Genomic DNA, 17,279 nt, shown 5'->3' with positions numbered 1-17,279 from the left:
ATTTCGTAAATTCTAGCATGTCCCGGTCAAAAAACTACGGTCAAGCCGCGAATGTCCGGTGACTGATAGTCGCGATAAAAAAAAGCGCCGCCACCAGAGGTGACGGCGCCCTTTGTGTTGAGCTGTCGCTCTTAGAACTTGAAACGGAGACCAGCGGTCACGCGCGTGTCGTTCTGGAACCAGGCGTTTGGCAGGCGAAGGCCGCCATCGTCTGCGTCCTCAACTTGCTGCCTCAGCACCGTTTCGGTGTTCAGCAGGTTCGACGCCTGGAGGCTGAGCTCCATGTTGTCGTTGAGACGGTAGCGAACCGAGCCATCGAGGAAGCCCTGATCTTCTGTCCAGATGGCATATGCCACACAGCAGTCGATCGCTGTCGTCAGATACTCAGACCGCCAGTTGTATGCCAAGCGAGCCGCGAACGGACCTTTCTCGTACATACCGACGACGTTGTAGGAGTGATCAGACAGACCTTCCAGACGATCAACCTGGATCACGTCCGTAGACTGAGCCGTTTGAGTGGTGCCTTCACCGCCAACGTTGGAAACGTTGGAGTTGGTGATGCCCTGGTTATCAACGAACGTATAGTTCGCTTGCACACCAAGACCATCAAATGGCTCTGGCAGGAAGTCGAAGAAGCGTTGGTACGATACTTCGAAACCTTTGATCGCCGCGCCTTCACCGTTCAGCGGACCACGGACTTCAACAGTTTCCGTGATGCCATTGTTCGTGATCTCGCGATCATAACGACCGAACTGGATGTAGTCCTCGAACTCTTTGTAGAACATCGCGAAGCTGAACGAGCCAACGTCAGCAAAGTAACGCTCAAGAGAGACGTCGAACTGGGTTGCCATCACAGGCGCCAGGAACGGGTTCTGGGCACCACCGGCATAGCGAGCATCCGTTGCGATGATCGTACCGCTGCTATCCTTGATCCAGAGTGGATCGTTCGAGTTGTTCGGGTCAGCAAGGCTGACGCCGAAGCCCAGATAGTTCCGCAGGTTACCAATGTCCGGACGGGACATGGCACGAGATGCAGCGAACCGAACCAGCCATTCATCTGACAGCTCAACCTTCATGTTGAAGCTTGGCAGCCAGTTTTCATGATTGGCTTCTGTGTCGCTCGTCTGGTCGGTACCATCCGCAAAATCAATGATGTCTTGCGTGATGTAGCAAGGCGTGGTGCCTGGCGGGTTTGGTGGCGGCGCACCTGGTGCCGTCGTTTCGCGAAGTTCGCAGTCGAGGTTGTCAACGGTGCGAGGACCGTTCGGGTCGATGAAGAACTCCTCGGACAGAAGTGGAACGTTGATACCACCGCTGCTGATGTCGGTTGTACGGACATAACGCAGACCGACGTTACCGGAGACAGGGAAGCCGAAGATTTCAGCGTCCGGACCACCGTAGTTGAACTGCAGGTACAGCGCTTCGGTTTCTTCGGTCAGGTCAACGGTTTCTGCCGGTGTAAAGCACGTGCCTGGAATTTCTTCCGCGCGGTCGCCCGAGTTGGAGCAGATGCTGTTCCAGCCCACACCACCTGTGAACCCGAGAGCGTCGGCGCCGAATCCGGCGGCGAAGCCTTCCTGATCCTGCAGAAGGTTGATGTCCATGAACACAAATTCGTTAGGCGAGAAGTTGGCGAAGTGATCGCCCATCGCCCGGCCTTGTGTCACGCCAGCAGGGTAGCCCGTAAAGGCCTGTCCATTACAGCCTGGCAGCGATGGATCGCTAGCGCATGGCGAATCGGTCTGGGTGATGTTGAAATACTCAGCATCTTCGGTCCAGACGTTGGCCACGTTCTGCCAGTTATAACCGCTCCAGCGAACTTCCTGATCGCGCTTGGCGTAACGGGCGCCCGCTTTGATCGAGGTGAGCCAGCCGCCGTCGACGAGATACTCTACGTCAGCGCGGAACGCGTCCTGGGTACCTTTACTGTCCTCAACGTGATCCATGATGTGCTTGAGGTAGTAGTTCTGAGCATTGCCCAAGCCACCTGGCGACAGATTCACGTTCAGCGGGTCATTACCCAGCGCGATTGATGGGTACTTGCCCGTCAGATCGACATAGAGATCAGCAAAAGAGTTGATGCTGACTTCGATGTCATAGTTTTCGACTTCAGACTCCACGTGTTGGATGTCGAAGTTGAAACGCCATTTGTCGTTAGGCGTCCACTTGGCATTCAAGCTGACGTCTTGAGTCATGTTGCGGTTATTGTTGGACCGCGTGACCGTGTTCATTTCTGGCGAGCGACGAGCAGGCTCACAACCATTCCACCCGTAACAGGCGTCAACGAGGTTCTGGCCCTGACCATTGCGGGCAAAGTTGGCAGATTCGTCGTTGTTGTTACCCCACCAACCGATGTCGGTCGTCAGGTAGCCGGTCTGGAAGAGACCCTGCTCGTTGAACGTAAAATCTGGCGTGCCCGGAGCGGGACGAGGAATCAGAAGGTTCGGAGCCATTGCATCCGGATCGTCGTCCGTCGGTGCTGGCACCATGTTCGGCACTTCGTAGAAAACGGATTCGCCGTATGAAAGGTCAGCGAACTGAGCCTGAACAACATATTCTTCCCAGCTGTTCTCATAGACAGACCGGTTGAACTGTGTCGTGATCAGCAGGCTGTCATCATTGCTGCGCCACTGGCCGGACAAAGCCATGCCGTTCCGTGTGCGATCATACGTGTTGTCACGATAGTTGATCGCTGCAGGGAAGAAAGTAACGCCGTCATACTGAGGGAATGCACCAGCTTCGATGCGGTTCATCCGGTATTCCTGAACGCCGAGCGATTTCGTCGTCACGTCGGAATAGGCGTAGTTGGCCATGAAGCCGAACTCACCCATTTCAGTCATCCAGCGGTTGGAATAAATGCCGGAGATTTCAGGGGTGATGACGTCTGATTTGTCGCCATAGTTCAGGTTGGCGGAAACAGCGAACAGCTGGCCAGCCTGATCAAAAGGAGTCCGTGTACGCAGGTTGATCGTACCGGCGATACCGCCTTCGATCAGCTCAGCCATCTGGTTCTTGTACGTGTCAACGCCAGCCATCAGCTCAGGGGAAACGTCCCCCCATGACAGACCGCGCGAAGAGTTCGCCGAGAACGTGTCGCGACCGTTGAATTCCGAACGGACCTGGTTCAGGCCGCGGACGATAACGCCCGATGGTTCGGCAGAGAAGTGAGCCGTGTCAGACGAAGCGGCAAAGCGGTTGACCGTGATACCGGCAACGCGCTGCAGCGCTTCAGCAACCGACTTGTCCGGGAAGGCCCCGATGTCCGTCGCGGTGATGGATTCAACAATCGTGTCAGCGTCGCGCTTCAGGTCCTGTGCGGACTTCAAAGCAGAGCGAGTGCCTGTAACAACAATGGTATCGCCGGAATCAACTTCTTCGTCGCTGATTTCATCAACGTCGTCCTGCGCCATTGCCTGTGTTGCAGTCAGGGGAACGCCGACCAGCCCGAGTACCAGAGCCGAAGCCCCACTCAAGGCCCAAGCCTTCGTTTCACCAAATCCTGTGGTGGATCGTTTCATTAGTGCCGCCTCCCTTGGCTCTTAAAGTCTGGACCAGCGATTATGCTGCCGGTCCGGTCGTGTCAGGATCAACCGGCAGTCTTGCCGTCGGCCCCGATATTAAAGTTCCTGCATTACGCATGCCGATTTAAATCAAAATCGCTAACCAAATGGAAACGATGTCATCAAGCGGATAGCGCTGACAGTTCAGTCGGCGACGATACTCAGCGCGCACTCAAGAGCAAGATGGCAAGCGGCCACTAAGAGATCATTTTATACGATGTTACCGGTACCAGACGTTGCTGTGAGGTTTTTTTGAAAATGGTGCGGCAAGTAAGCCACATGAAACTGTTTCAGCGGCGCGAACATTTGGGTTGCACTGCACAACAGTTGGTCGGGAAACTATCTATAATTGACATATCTTGCCACTGTATTGTGCGCCGCACCATAGGCATCCGTTGCGAGTCCTAGCGGCGGGCAGTTGACGCCATGGTTGGACAGCGCGAGACCACCGCCCATGAAACAGTCCTGCACGCCGATTCCCGAACGATCCGATATCACGCCGGCCGTTTTTGAAAACGAGATCCTTCCGACATCAGAACCCGTTGTGATACGGGGACTGGTCGCCGAGTGGCCGCTCGTCCGCGCCGCGAAGCGATCACCGAACGATGCAGCCAGCTACCTGCAGGGCTTTGATCGGGGATACGGGTTCAGCACGGCCATCGCGCCGCCCTCAGCCAAGGGCCGGTTCTTCTACAATGAGGATTTCAGTGGCCTGAACTTCAAATTCGGCAAATCGCCCCTGCGCGAGAGCCTGGAATACCTTCTTGACGCCGAGAGCCATGGCGACCCCGCCAGCCTCGCCGTACAGTCTGTGCCGACGCGCGGCGCCCTGCCCGGGTTCATGGATGAGAACCAAAACCCGCTGCTTTCGCCGGAGATCGAAGCACGCATCTGGATCGGCAACCGGGTCACGATTGCTGCCCACTACGACCCGTCGGAAAACATCGCCTGTGTCGGGGTGGGTCGCCGCCGCTTCACGCTCTTCCCACCAGAACAGGTCAGCAATCTGTATGTGGGGCCCGAGGAACTGACCCCCGCCGGCGCTGCAATCAGCCTTGTGGACTTTGATAATCCCGACCTTGAAGCCTTTCCGCGTTTCCCCGACGCCATGGCCGCCGCCATGACGGCGGAACTTGAGCCTGGCGACGCGATCTACATCCCCTATCTGTGGTGGCATCAGGTCCGCTCGCTCGACGCGTTCAATATCCTGATCAATTATTGGTGGACGCCGCCATCAAATGCCCACGGCATGCCGCGGGACGTGCTGATGCATGCGCTGCTGACGCTTCAGTCCCTGCCGCCCGCGCATCGCCGGGCGTGGAAGAAGATGTTCGACCATTATGTCTTCAAGGAAAACGGCGAACCGGCAGCTCACTTGCCGGAAGAGCGCCGGGGCATTCTGGGCGAGCTCGACAGCGAGGCACAGCGGCAGATCCGGGCTGCGTTGGCGCGGAAGCTCAGCCGACTGTAGCGCGAGCGGGCACCGTACTCGTACGGCAGAACCGTTCGGCCCGAAGCCGCGGCACGACCGAAACGCAAAGAGCCTGATAGCAGATCGGGTCGACCGATGATCCAACTTCGCTTTCGATGATCGCCAGCGCCTTGTCGATCGGCATCGCATCCCTGTACGGACGATCTGCTGTGAGGGCATCAAAGAAATCGGCAATGGTGATGATGCGGGTTTCAAGCGGTATTTGATCACCCTTCAGGCGGCGCGGATAGCCGGTTCCGTCAAGCTTTTCGTGGTGCGCAGCAGCGATGAAGGCCAGTCGTCCGAAAGCGGAAATATGCGAGAGAATTTTTTCTGAATACATGGCATGGTCACGCATTACCTCCCATTCGCCCTCATCGAGCTGGCCGGGCTTATCAAGAATGGTGTTGCTGACCCCGAGCTTGCCCACATCATGGAGGAGCGCTGCGCGGCGAAGCCATCGACGCTCTTCCGTCTCCATGCCAAGAGTTTCAGCAATCTGGTCAGCATAAAGACAGACCCGGTCGCTGTGTCCTGCGGTATAAGGACTTTTTGCATCGACGACGCTGCCAAAGGCCCGCGTGATATCATCAAAGAAGTCATCATCAACAACCACGTCGATCTGGGCTGCATCCAGCGTCATCACCAAGTCTTCGACGTTCGGGCTTGCCAGCATGTCCCAGAATGATGGATCGGCGGCGACGCTCTCGAATGCGTCCACCAGCATTGGGTCAAACCATTTGCCGCGCCGGGCAGCGATCTCTTCGAGAGCGGCATCTCGTCCCGCTGCGAAATGAAAGACTTCAATCACCTGCGACAGAAGCGCGATACGGGAGTAGATGGAAATCTCCGCCCCCTGAAGACCATTTGGCAGCCCACCGCCATTCCAGTGCTCATCGAGCTCACGAATACCGCGCGCTACATCTTCAGAGAACCGAAGATCACGCGCAATTGCCGCGCCACGCGTGCAGCGCGTCTGTATCAAGTCGGTGGAAATGGACTTGCTCTGTGTCAGGATCGTCGCTAGCGCCTTGAAGCGCGCTGGCAGGTCGCGCCCGACGCCCGTGTGATCCAGCAGAAAGCTTAGCATTGACGGCAGGCCAGTGCCGGCGATCTTGTAGCCATGTTTGAAAGCGCGGTCGTCGGACTGATAGAGTTGTGCGATTCGCGCCGCATTGCTGCTGCACCCCACATCCTTGATTAGGAGGGTGTAGTAGAGGTCAGTCATGGCCTCCTTGGGCAGACCGATCATCTCGCCAATTCGGGTACCGATCCACGTGGTGCGAAGGCAATGACCTTCGGGTTGCCCCTCGGTCAGATCCAGCGCGTAGCTCAATGCCCCCAGAAGCTCCGCCAACGGCATGGTAGCGGACGGCAGTTGCAACGGATCGTTTGAGGTCTGCACGGACAGTTCGTCTCCCTTGGCCGAAAATATCAACCTAGAGACAAACCCTTAACAGCCGCTCTTATCGGCCGATAAAAATGAACAGGATAGCGGTTTGAGGAGCTGTCTGGATGCCCGGCGCCAGCCGTCGGGGTGGACGGCCTGTCAAACAATCAGTCTTTTGAAAATGGAGCGGGCGAGGCGATTCGAACGCCCGACCCTCACCTTGGCAAGGTGATGCTCTACCCCTGAGCTACGCCCGCTCATGTCACTTAACGTGACGGCGAAGTCGCCTTAAAGAGCAACATCGTTGTATTGGCAAGCGTAAAATGCGGGGCCACCGCAGAATTTTATGTGCGTCCCGCAAAGGGGATCCCGTGACCGAATCCGACCTGGAAAACTGGTTTATCGCTCATGGCGCCGCCTGGACCAAAATCGAGCACCCACCCACCCACCGTGTCGCCGACAGCGCAGACCTGCGCGGAGCGCTGGAGGGCAGTCAGACCAAAAGTCTGCTGGTCGAGGACAAGGCGGGCTGCATGACCCTGATCGTGGCGACCGGTGCCTGCCGGGTGAATCTGAAAGGTGTCGCGCGGTCTCTGGATGCGACCGGACGGCTCTCCTTCGCGGCGCCCGACAGACTGATGGACAGTCTGGGCGTAACACCCGGCAATGCGACCCCGCTGGCCCTGCCCCGGGATGAAAACCATCTCATCGCCAATGTCGTTTTGGATGAGCAACTGTTTGAGCATCCGCCCCTCTGGTGCCATCCCTTGCGAAACACGGCGTCTGTCAGCCTGGCGCCCGATGCTCTTGTCGCGTTTATCACGGAGCACCACAGTGTTCCTCATATCCTCTCCGTCGCCACCGCGTAATGCTGCACCGCTTGCGTCCCTGCGCTAGCGAAGCCATGTAGCCCTCAACAGCAAGTGACCAGGCTCAGGAACGCATATGACAGAAATTATCGGCGGAAATCCCGCACCCGTAGACCTTATCAAGGACGCCACGATCGAGACGTTCCAGAACGATGTGATGCAGGCCTCGATGGAAGTGCCTGTCATCGTCGATTTCTGGGCCAGCTGGTGCGGTCCATGCCGTCAGCTCGGCCCCATACTGGAAGGCCAGGTGAAGGCCTTGGGCGGCAAGGTCAAAATGGTGAAGGTCGACACCGACAAGAACCAGATGCTGGCCCAGCAGCTGCGCATCCAGTCCCTGCCGACGGTCATGGCGTTTGTCGGCGGACAGCCAATTGACGGCTTCCAGGGCGCGCTGCCCGAGAGCCAGGTCAAGGAGTTCATCGACCGCATTCTGAAACAGGCTGCGCAAATGGGTCTGGGTGGCCCGGCCGGTGACCAGCCAGACGCCAAAGAGATGCTCGCCGTCGCCGATCAGGCCGCGGTGGATGGAGACCTGAAGACTGCCATGCAGCTTTATTCGGCCATCGCCGAGGGCAATGACCCGTCGAGCACCGAACATGTGGCAGCGCTCGCAGGCATGGCCAGCTGTTTTCTGTCGATCGGTAGCCGGGAGCAGGCCGAGCAGATGGCCGAAATGATTCCGCCGGGCCACGAGAGCCATCCCGCCGTCGCGCGCCTGAACGCCCAGCTGTCGCTGGGTGACGGATCGGCAGATGACAGCATCGTGCAGGAGAAAAAAGCCTTCGCGGAGCAGAACCCCACTGATCCCGCCGCCTTTTTTGCCCTTGGCGAGGCACAAATTGACGCTGGCCAGATGGAAAACGCCGTCGACACCCTACTTCAGTCAATAGAGCTGGACAAAGACTGGAACGATGCGGCCGCGAGAGCGCGCCTGCTCACGGTTTTTGAAGCTTTGGGCGCGAGCCATGCTGCGGTGAAAGCCGGTCGGCGTCGGCTGTCGTCCATTTTGTTTGCCTGATCGGGCCGTGGCGGGGCGACAGCCCCGCTCATCGGTCCGCTGAAAAGGACGTGGCACCGATGACTGTTGATCTTGCTTACCCCACCATGCCTGACCTTCCCGACACCTTGCCACTGTTCCCGTTGTCGGGCGCTGTGCTGCTGCCGCGCGGTCGCCTGCCGCTGAACATTTTCGAGCCGCGCTATCTCGCCATGACCGACTACGCGCTGGGCCACGGCCGCATGATCGGCCTTATCCGCCCACGCGGTGGCGATGAGTATAATCCTGATCTTTACGAGATCGGCTGTGCCGGGCGCATCTGTTCCTTCTCCGAAACGAGTGATGGCCGCTATCTGATTACGCTCACCGGGGTCAGCCGTTTCCGGTTGCGCAGCGAAGATGTTGTTGATGGCGGCTTTCGCATGGCGGACGTGGATTTCAGCCCCTACGTCGCCGACCTTGTCGAGAATGCCGAAGAACACCCCGTCATGCGGGAGCGGATCATTGAGCTTCTGGTCGACTATCTGAACGAAGTGGGCATGAAGGTGGATTGGGAATCGATCGAAGGGGCCTCGGCTGAAACGATCGTCAATTCCGTCTCCATGAGCTGCCCCTTTGACGCCAGCGAGCTTCAGGCCCTGCTGGAGGCGGATACGCTCGTGGACCGCGCCCGCACGCTGATCGCGCTGATGGAATTTGCGCTTGCGGCAGATCCTCAAGACAATGGCGATGAGCGAACCGGTACGCTACAGTGACATCATGGAACATCACGTCGACCCCGCTCTGCTGACCCTTCTTGTCTGTCCTGTCACGCGCGCACCCCTGCGGTACGATGCTGAGGCGCAGGAGCTCATATCCGACAAGGCGCATCTGGCCTATCCAATTCGCAGCGGCATCCCGATCATGCTGGAGGCCGAAGCGCGGCGCACTGATGATGACGCGGCGCGGGCACTGGCCGGCCTTCCCAAGAACGATTAATATCTCATTAACCGGTCTTACCGGGCCGTTAATTGGCCTGCGGACAATCTGTAGGCCGCATTAAGCTCCTTTTAACGAAACCGGCCCATTCATATTGGATAAACCATTATGAGTGAGGGCTTTAAGCATGCAATTGCGGTTCACAATCACCGCCGCCATCCTTTCCCTCGGCACCGCCTTCGGCCTGATGACCCACGCCTCGGCCGGCAGCGCGTTGACGACGAACACGACCAGCACGGCCAATGTCGTGATCGGTCCCTCCGGTCTCCCGGTCCCCCGTTTTGTGGCCTTGAAAAAGGATGAGGTCCTCGCGCGGTTCGGTCCATCATTTGACTATCCGGTTGCCTATGAATTTCGCCGCGAAGGTCTTCCCCTGAAGGTCATTGCCGAAGATCGCGACAATATCTGGCGCCGGGTCGAGGACCGCGATGGCCGCCGGATGTGGATCCATCGCTCCATGCTGTCTGCGAATGAGCATGTCGTCGTCCATGTGGATGATGCCGTTCTGCGCGCCGCCCCCGATGCCGATGCCCAGGGCCGGGCCAAACTGGCCAAAGGCGTGATGGCGCGCGTCGAAAGCTGCGATGCCAGCTGGTGCCGGGTGCGGGCCGACAATTTCCGCGGCTGGCTGCCCAAGGAACAGTTGTGGGGTGCAGGGGTCTGATCCCCGACACACTCCTCCGCTCAAGGATCATGTCGCCGGTGCCAGAGGTACGCGGCGACATTTTTTTACGCGCTGCGCCTCGCGTTGACGGCGCCCCCCCGTCACGTCTACAGGATTGCCCTGTAATCGCAGACCGATGCCTCGGGCCCCGCGGCTCGTGACAAGCCGTTACTGATCACCTGGCCAGGTGGACAGACCGGCGTTTGACGGAAGAACCAAATCTCAATGACCGACCCTATGGCAGACCGCCCTACCTCCTTTGACAAAGAAGCGCTGATTGAGTGCGGCAAGCACGGCTATGCAGGGCCAGGCACCGCCCAGCTGCCCGTCCCGCCCATGCTGATGATGGATCGGATCACGTCGATCGGCACTGACGGCGGCAAATACAATAAGGGGCATGTGGTGGCCGAACTGGACATCAATCCCGATCTTTGGTTCTTCCAGTGTCACTTTCCGAACGACCCCGTAATGCCCGGTTGCCTTGGCCTCGACGCCATGTGGCAGCTGGTCGGCTTTTTCATGACCTGGGGTGGCAGCAAGGGCCACGGCCGAGCGCTCGGCGCCGGCCAGATCAAATTCTCCGGTCAGGTTCAGCCAACGGTGAAGCTCGTGCGTTACGAAATTGACATCCGCCGGGCCATGCGCGGTCGCCTTGTTCTTGGTATCGCAGATGGCCGCATGTACGCGGACGGAGAGCCTATCTACGAAGCCCAGGACCTGCGGGTCGGGCTGTTCGAAATGGACCAGTTGCAGCAGGGCGCGCTGTAAAAAGGCGTCGATCAGAACGCCGGATGAAACGGACCTGCTTTTTCGCAGGCATGATGGTGTGTGCACCAAGGGATAGAAAGGTTCGCAACAAATGCGACGTGTTGTTGTCACCGGAATGGGGATCGTCTCCTCGATCGGAAATTCGCTAAACGACGTGCTGGACTCCCTCCAGCACGGCAAATCAGGCATCACCTTTTCGCCGCGCATGGCTGAGCTGGGCTTCAAGAGCCAGGTCCACGGCCGTCCGAACATCAATATCGAAGACGTTCTGGACAAGAAAACGCGCCGGTTCATGGGTGAAGGTGCGGCCTGGAACTACCTTGCCATGCGCGACGCCATCGAAGATGCGGGCCTTGAGCCGCACGAGATCTCCCATGAGATGACGGGCATCGTCATGGGTTCCGGCGGTCCGTCCACAGAGACGATCGTCAGGGCCGCCCAAAAGACCTTGGAGTCTGGCAGTCCGCGCCGTATTGGCCCGACGTCCGTCCCCAGCGCCATGAGCTCTACCAATTCCGCCTGTCTCGCCGTGCCGTTCCAGATCAAGGGCCTGAACTATTCCATCAGCTCGGCCTGCGCGACATCAGTTCACTGTGTTGGCCATGCCTATGAGCAGGTCGCGATGGGCAAGCAGGACGTAGTATTTGCGGGGGGCGGCGAAGAGCTTAGCTGGAGCATGAGCAACATGTTCGATGCGATGGGCGCGATGTCGACGCACTACAACGACAACCCGGCCGTGGCGTCACGTGCCTATGACAAGGCCCGTGATGGTTTCGTGATCGCTGGCGGCGCTGCCACGCTCGTGGTGGAGACGCTTGACCGGGCTTTGGCACGCGGCGCCAAAATCTGGGGCGAGATTACCGGCTATGCCGCAAACTCGGATGGCTACGACATGGTGGCCCCATCGGGCGAAGGGGCTGTGCGCTGCATGAAGCGCGCGCTGACCGGCGTGAAGCGGGCCATCGATTATATCAACACCCACGGTACCTCGACCAAGGTCGGCGATGAGCGTGAATGCGGCGCCATTCGTGAAGTGTTTGGCGACAACATCCCGTTCTTCGGCTCGACAAAGTCCCTCACCGGTCACTCGCTGGGCGCTGTCGGTGCGCAGGAGCTGATTTATTCGCTGCTCATGATGAAGAACCGCTTCCTCGCGGCATCGGCGCATATTGATGAGCTCGATCCTGAGTTTGACGGCCTGCCGATCCTGCGCGAGCGCAAGGACAATCACGATATCGGCGCCTTCCTGTCCAACAGCTTCGGCTTTGGCGGCACCAATGCCTGCATGGTCATGGAACGCTACGAAGGCTAGATAATAGTCGGTATCGTTTCGATATCAAAAGGGTGCCCAGGGCACCCTTTTTTGTGGACCGGGTAGAATACGATGCGGCTGCGGCGGCTATTGAGCCGCCTTTGCATGGCGTGCCATCAGTCCTATCGGCTGGCCATCCGGGTCACTCACGAACGCCATCCATTCCTCCGTCCCGTCATCATGCGTGTGGATGAGATGCGGCGGACGGATCAGCTCTGACCCGCGTTCCTTCAGGTCTTCGGCGAACGCCATGATGTCGTTAACGGTGAAATAGAGGATGGACGACGGGCCAGCGGCTTCGGCCGATGTCGTCAGCATAAGCCGCACGCCGCCCGCGTCGTAGAAGACCATACCGCCCGCCTCGAACAGCCTTGGTAGGCCGAGCACCTCGCCAAACCAGCGATCGGCCTCTGCCAGATCCCCCACGACCCGCGCGATCTGTCCGAGCCCAGTTACTTTTGCGTCTTTCATTTGAAGTCTCTCCCCGATCAAGCTGCCCTTGGGCGGCTGGCTCCACTGCAGCAGGTCCTGTTTGCGCCCTAGCCCCAGTTTCGCGAGGGCCGAGGCCAGCTGTGCTTTCACCCCATCAACCCGAATACCGCGCCGCCGGGCGATCTCTCCCGTTGACAGGCCATGCTGCACCCCCTGCACCGTCTGCCATTCGGCAGGGGTCAGGATATCGTCATGAGGTGGGCGACCGGGCCGCCGGCATGTTGTCATCGGCAAAGTCTATGCAGCGCCGGGCTGAATTACACTCCCCCACCCAAACCGCTTGCCACTTGGCCTGCAGCGTCTTGGCCTTTACAGAGGCCGGAACAGACGGAGATTCACATGAGCGACGAACAATATTTCCCCAAGGGCGACCTTCTGAAAGGCAAGCGCGGCCTGGTCATGGGCGTGGCCAACAAGAATTCGATTGCCTGGGCGATCTCCCAGCAATTGGCAGCCCAGGGGGCAGAGCTCTGCTTCTCCTATATCGATGCCATGGAAAAGCGGGTGCGTCCGCTGGCAGAAGAACTGGGCGTTGAGTTCCTGGTCCCCTGCGATGTGGCCAGCGATGCGTCCATGGACGAGGCCTTTGCCGAAATTCAGAAGAAGTGGGGCAAGATCGATTTCCTCGTTCACTCCATTGCCTTCTCCGACAAGGACGAACTGAAAGGTTCATTCGTCGAGAACACGAGCCGCGCCAACTTCGCGCAATCCATGGACATTTCGGTCTTCAGCTTCGTCGATGCGGCCAAGCGCGCGTCAGCCATGATGGATGCGGGCGGGGCGATGATTACCCTCACCTATCTGGGTGCTGAGCGCGTCATCCCAAGCTATAACGTCATGGGCGTGGCCAAGGCCGCCCTCGAATCCGCCACGCGCTATATCGCCCGAGACCTTGGTCCGAAGGGCATTCGCGTCAACGCTATTTCCGCCGGTGCGATCAAGACCTTGTCCCTTGGGGGCATTTCCGGTGGCCGGTCCCTGCTCGGCGAAGGCCGCAAATGGGCGCCGATGCGTGAGGACACCAACCCGGCAGGTGTGGCCGGCGCCGCGCTCTACCTGCTGTCAGACCTTGGCCGCAGCTGTACGGGCGAAGTGCTGCACGTGGATGCCGGCTTCCACATTGTCGGCATGCCTGACCCGGACGCCTTCGACGATTAAACCTAGCCGCGGCCCGCATACCAGTGATCGGATTCCCGAAACTGCTGGCGGGCCGTTTCTGACCTGAGGATGGCGCCCGCATCGCTGCGGCGCTGTTCCAGCTCCTCGAGCCAGGTGGGTGCTGGCACCTGCGCCTTCACGGCGTGCACCAGCAGATCCATCTGACGCACCAGCACCTCCTGCCGACCGCAGGGCGGCAGGCGCGCTGCGAGATGGGTCAATACCGCCATGACATGCAGGGACACATTGCGATCCTTTGAGACATAGGGCCGGGACTGGTCAAAGGCGGCAGAGATGAACCGCTCAAACGACACCTGCCGCGATATCACCCGCCCTGACAGATGCACACCGCCGATCATCTTGCGCGTCTGAAGAACGCCGATGATGTTCTGCAGCCAGTGGAAACAGGTGATGGCGGTGAAAGGGTCATTGACCCCGGGGCTCAGCGCCCGGCCGACAATCTCCACCAGCTCGTCAGCCAGATAGAGAATATTCTGGCGTGCCGTACGCGTCGGCCCCACGGCAATGACGCTGCGAAACGAACTGATCATGTCGTCAGTCAATTCCGCGTCATCGGACAGAAACACGTCCATCACCGGCATTGTTTCGGTCACGAAATCACCAGGGCGACATTGCACCCGCACCTGCGCGTCGTGTTTCTCGGCCAGCTCGTTCAGGCCGTCCAGATCAATGCCGAGGATATAACCAGCGCGTGTGGCCTCAACCGACCGGATCGCCCGTGTTTCGTACTCCTCCCTTTTGGCTGCGTCCTCGGCCTCGTAATCGGCCTGATCGGGATACATCTCATCGATCTGGTCGCGCAGGCCGTAGGCAATCCGCGCCGTCAGATTGCTGACGTTCAGGGTTTCGGGCACGTGATGGAAGAAAAAGATCAACACACCGATCGACACGAAGGTCAGGGCCACCGCCACAAGGGTGGATACCGACGGCACAAAGGCGGCGAAGGTATCGGCGTCTTTGCCATCTGGCGTGTACTGGTCACTCACCGCGGCCAGGATGAGCAGGCTGTACACAAACGTGGCCACAAACACGCCAAGGGTCAGCTGATTGGCACGGTCGCGCATGAAATTGCCCACCAGGCGGGGGCCGTACTGCCCGCCAGCGTAGGAAACCGCGACGATGGTGATGGAAAAGGTCGTTCCCGCGACGCCGAGAATGGAGGCTGCGATGGTCGACAGCACTTCGCGGACACTGCCCGGCTCTGTCATGGAGAACAGCTGGACCTCCCACAGCAGGCTGTAGGGACCGTGCTTGTCGATCCACAAGGTGAGATAGGACAGCGCAATGGCCGCCGCGACCATGATGGCCGGAAAGAACCAGAAACTGCCGCGCAGATTCAGCAATAGTTTGACGATCATGCCGCGCATGCAGGGCTCCCGAATTTCCGTGTCCAAGTAACAGGTAGGTCGTCCTTGCCCTCTGGCAGCCTGGTTGTCGCCGTAATCCGGCCATGATGCGACGGATTCAGTGACATGATTACAACAGTAACCAAACCCCACGCTCCTTGCAGGAACGAACCGTCAGGGTAGCCCGTTGCCCCAGCACATTCCAAAAAGGAGTTTGATAATGACACGGAATAAATTGCTGCTTTCTACAATCGCTGCTGGTGCCTTCGCAACCACAGGCGCCCTCGCCCAGAATTATAATATGGGCACAGAAGATACAGGACTCTATGTCGGCGGCGGCTACTCCTTCCTTGATATTGAATCCGATGCCGGTGACGTGGGCGACAACACCAATGCCCTGACGGCTCGTCTCGGCTGGCAGATCGTCCCCATGTTTTCGCTGGAAACCGAGGCCAGCTTTGGCATTGATGACGGCGAGTTCGACTATGACGGCGACGAGGACGACTTCGATTTCGACGACAATAATGACGGCGACCTCGACGATATTCTGATGGCGGATGGCGAAATCGGCGTCGATTATCTGATTGGGGCCTATGGCCGGTTTAACTATCCGTTAACGGACCGTATTGATCTGGCAGCGCGCGCAGGTTATGCGTTTATCGAAGTCGATTCGACGCTGCAAACGCTGGCCGGCAATGAGGTCGAGATCGGCGGATCGGAAAGCGGCTTTGCCTATGGCGCCGGTGCCGAATACGACTTCACAGAGAACCACGTGGCACGCCTCGACTACACACGGTATGAATTTGAAGATTCAAACGCCGATGGCGTGACCCTCGCCTATCAGTACAAATTCTGATCCGAGTGAGACAATTGGACAGGGCCACCCCCCGGGTGGCCCTTTTCTGTTTCCGGGTGCCGGCGCCGAAGCGTTGTGTGCGACTCGCCCTTCCGGCAGTATCATTGGTGCCTATTTTCAGCTGATCGGAGTCCCCATGAATCGCGCCTATATCCTGCCCCCGTTGATGGCCATTTTATGCCAGCCCGCCTTCGCCGACTGGTCTAAACCCAGCAAGGAAGCCGTTCATCTTGCTAAGGAAACGATTATTGTCGACGGTCACATAGACGTCCCCTATCGTATTCAGAAGTCGAATGAGGATGTGGGCGTCGCGACGGAGAAGGGCGATTTCGACTACCCCCGCGCCAAGGCTGGCGGTCTCGACGCGCCCTTCATGGCAATCTATGTAGCGGCCGATTATCAGGAGACGGGCGGCGCGAAGGAACAGGCCGACACCCTCATCGATCTCGTAGAAGGGATCGCGGACGCGCATCCTGACAAGTTCGAGATTGCTCATTCCGTGGCGGATGTGAAACGCATCGCAAAAACCGGCCGCATTGCCCTGCCCATGGGCATGGAAAACGGCGCACCGGTTGAAGACAGTCTCGACAATCTCGACCATTTCTATGAGCGGGGCGTTCGCTACATCACTTTAGCGCACAGCCGCGCAAACCAGATTTCTGATTCAAGCTATGACATCAATCGTCCATGGGATGGGCTTTCCCCCTTTGGCGAAGAGGTCGTGGCGCGAATGAACGATCTGGGGATTATGGTTGATATCAGCCATATATCCGATGCTGCGTTTTTCGATACGCTCGAGATTGTCCGTGCACCAGTGATCGCAAGCCATTCCTCTGCCCGCAAGTTTACAGGCGGGTTTGAGCGCAATATGTCCGACGACATGATCAAGAAGGTTGGCGAGAATAACGGCGTCATCATGATCAATTTCGGCTCGTCATTTCTGACCACGGAATATCGTGACTGGGTGGCGGCCGGCGGTGTCGCCTATCAGAAATACCTGACCGACAACGGCCTCGAACGTTCAGAAGAACTGCAGGAAGAGTTTGGCGCGCAATGGCGGGCAGAGAACCCTGCCCCCTTCGCCGATGTGGATGATGTCCTCGACCATATCGATCACGTTGTTGATCTGATCGGTATCAACCATGTTGGTCTCGGCTCTGACTATGACGGTGTTGGCGACAGCCTGCCCGCCGGCCTGAAAGATGCTTCGACCTACCCCAATCTGGTGCAGGGACTGATGGACCGGGGCTATTCCAAACGGGACATTCGCAAGATCCTGTCCGGCAATGTGCTGCGGGTATGGTCTGACGTCGAGAAAGCCGCTCTCTAATCCTGTCAGGCACTACTGCGGCGATGTTTCAGACATACCGTCAGTAGTGCCGACAATTTCCCTT

General features: G+C 58.6%; 15 protein-coding genes and 1 tRNA gene. 11 read left to right on the top strand and 5 right to left on the bottom strand.

Annotated elements, in window-relative coordinates; all coding sequences use genetic code 11:
* Positions 1-131 precede the first annotated feature (131 nt).
* Complete coding sequence (locus RUI03_RS00315) at positions 132-3,518, bottom strand: TonB-dependent receptor (RefSeq protein WP_317288281.1); 3,387 nt, start codon at positions 3,516-3,518, stop codon at positions 132-134.
* A gap of 496 nt (positions 3,519-4,014) precedes the next feature.
* Here RUI03_RS00315 and RUI03_RS00310 point away from each other — a divergent pair, with 496 nt between their 5' ends.
* Positions 4,015-5,031, top strand: a complete 1,017-nt coding sequence (locus RUI03_RS00310) for a cupin-like domain-containing protein (protein WP_317288280.1) — start codon at positions 4,015-4,017, stop codon at positions 5,029-5,031.
* On the opposite strand, the gene RUI03_RS00305 is transcribed toward RUI03_RS00310, so the two are convergent.
* Together RUI03_RS00305 and RUI03_RS00300 are read right to left on the bottom strand one after the other, a co-directional pair.
* Positions 5,018-6,394, bottom strand: coding sequence for an HD-GYP domain-containing protein (locus tag RUI03_RS00305; RefSeq protein WP_410795968.1), 1,377 nt, complete (start codon positions 6,392-6,394; stop codon positions 5,018-5,020). The genes RUI03_RS00310 and RUI03_RS00305 overlap by 14 nt on opposite strands.
* 209 nt (positions 6,395-6,603) lie before the next feature.
* Positions 6,604-6,678: transfer RNA gene (locus RUI03_RS00300), tRNA-Gly, on the bottom strand.
* 114 nt (positions 6,679-6,792) lie between these two features.
* On the opposite strand from RUI03_RS00300, the gene RUI03_RS00295 reads away from it, so the two are divergent.
* The 7 genes from RUI03_RS00295 to fabB all read left to right on the top strand — a co-directional run bounded on the left by RUI03_RS00295 (position 6,793) and on the right by fabB (position 12,012).
* Complete coding sequence (locus tag RUI03_RS00295) at positions 6,793-7,290, top strand: YbaK/EbsC family protein (RefSeq protein WP_317288278.1); 498 nt, start codon at positions 6,793-6,795, stop codon at positions 7,288-7,290.
* Positions 7,291-7,366: 76 nt separating this feature from the next.
* Positions 7,367-8,311 (top strand): thioredoxin, encoded by a 945-nt coding sequence (gene trxA / locus RUI03_RS00290; protein ID WP_317288277.1) that lies wholly within the window; start codon positions 7,367-7,369, stop codon positions 8,309-8,311.
* Between the two features lie 59 nt (positions 8,312-8,370).
* Positions 8,371-9,045: an LON peptidase substrate-binding domain-containing protein gene (locus RUI03_RS00285; RefSeq protein WP_317288276.1), complete on the top strand. Its 675-nt coding sequence runs from the start codon at positions 8,371-8,373 to the stop codon at positions 9,043-9,045.
* Between the two features lie 4 nt (positions 9,046-9,049).
* Positions 9,050-9,268: a Trm112 family protein gene (locus tag RUI03_RS00280; RefSeq protein WP_410795967.1), complete on the top strand. Its 219-nt coding sequence runs from the start codon at positions 9,050-9,052 to the stop codon at positions 9,266-9,268.
* A 127-nt stretch (positions 9,269-9,395) separates the two neighbouring features.
* Complete coding sequence (locus tag RUI03_RS00275; protein WP_317288274.1) at positions 9,396-9,932, top strand: SH3 domain-containing protein; 537 nt, start codon at positions 9,396-9,398, stop codon at positions 9,930-9,932.
* Positions 9,933-10,169: 237 nt separating this feature from the next.
* Positions 10,170-10,700, top strand: a complete 531-nt coding sequence (gene fabA, locus RUI03_RS00270) for a bifunctional 3-hydroxydecanoyl-ACP dehydratase/trans-2-decenoyl-ACP isomerase (RefSeq protein ID WP_317289659.1) — start codon at positions 10,170-10,172, stop codon at positions 10,698-10,700.
* A gap of 91 nt (positions 10,701-10,791) precedes the next feature.
* Complete coding sequence (gene fabB, locus RUI03_RS00265) at positions 10,792-12,012, top strand: beta-ketoacyl-ACP synthase I (RefSeq protein WP_317288273.1); 1,221 nt, start codon at positions 10,792-10,794, stop codon at positions 12,010-12,012.
* Positions 12,013-12,099: 87 nt separating this feature from the next.
* Here the strand turns inward: fabB and RUI03_RS00260 are convergent, their stop codons facing one another.
* A complete protein-coding gene (locus RUI03_RS00260) occupies positions 12,100-12,732 on the bottom strand; it encodes a VOC family protein (RefSeq protein ID WP_317288272.1) in 633 nt (210 codons plus the stop codon).
* Between the two features lie 111 nt (positions 12,733-12,843).
* On the opposite strand from RUI03_RS00260, the gene RUI03_RS00255 reads away from it, so the two are divergent.
* Positions 12,844-13,662, top strand: coding sequence for an enoyl-ACP reductase (locus RUI03_RS00255; protein WP_317288271.1), 819 nt, complete (start codon positions 12,844-12,846; stop codon positions 13,660-13,662).
* Positions 13,663-13,664: 2 nt separating this feature from the next.
* Here RUI03_RS00255 and RUI03_RS00250 read toward each other — a convergent pair whose 3' ends face one another.
* Positions 13,665-15,050, bottom strand: a complete 1,386-nt coding sequence (locus tag RUI03_RS00250; RefSeq protein WP_317288270.1) for a DUF2254 domain-containing protein — start codon at positions 15,048-15,050, stop codon at positions 13,665-13,667.
* Positions 15,051-15,249: 199 nt separating this feature from the next.
* On the opposite strand from RUI03_RS00250, the gene RUI03_RS00245 reads away from it, so the two are divergent.
* Together RUI03_RS00245 and RUI03_RS00240 are read left to right on the top strand one after the other, a co-directional pair.
* Positions 15,250-15,885 (top strand): porin family protein, encoded by a 636-nt coding sequence (locus tag RUI03_RS00245; protein ID WP_317288269.1) that lies wholly within the window; start codon positions 15,250-15,252, stop codon positions 15,883-15,885.
* A gap of 166 nt (positions 15,886-16,051) precedes the next feature.
* Positions 16,052-17,215 (top strand): dipeptidase, encoded by a 1,164-nt coding sequence (locus RUI03_RS00240; RefSeq protein ID WP_410795966.1) that lies wholly within the window; start codon positions 16,052-16,054, stop codon positions 17,213-17,215.
* The last annotated feature ends 64 nt before the right edge of the window (positions 17,216-17,279 follow it).

Origin of the sequence: Parvularcula sp. LCG005 (genome assembly GCF_032930845.1) — a bacterium.
Lineage (GTDB): Bacteria > Pseudomonadota > Alphaproteobacteria > Caulobacterales > Parvularculaceae > Parvularcula.
Note: the sequence above shows the minus strand (reverse complement) of the source record. Positions and strands in the feature narration are given on the sequence as shown.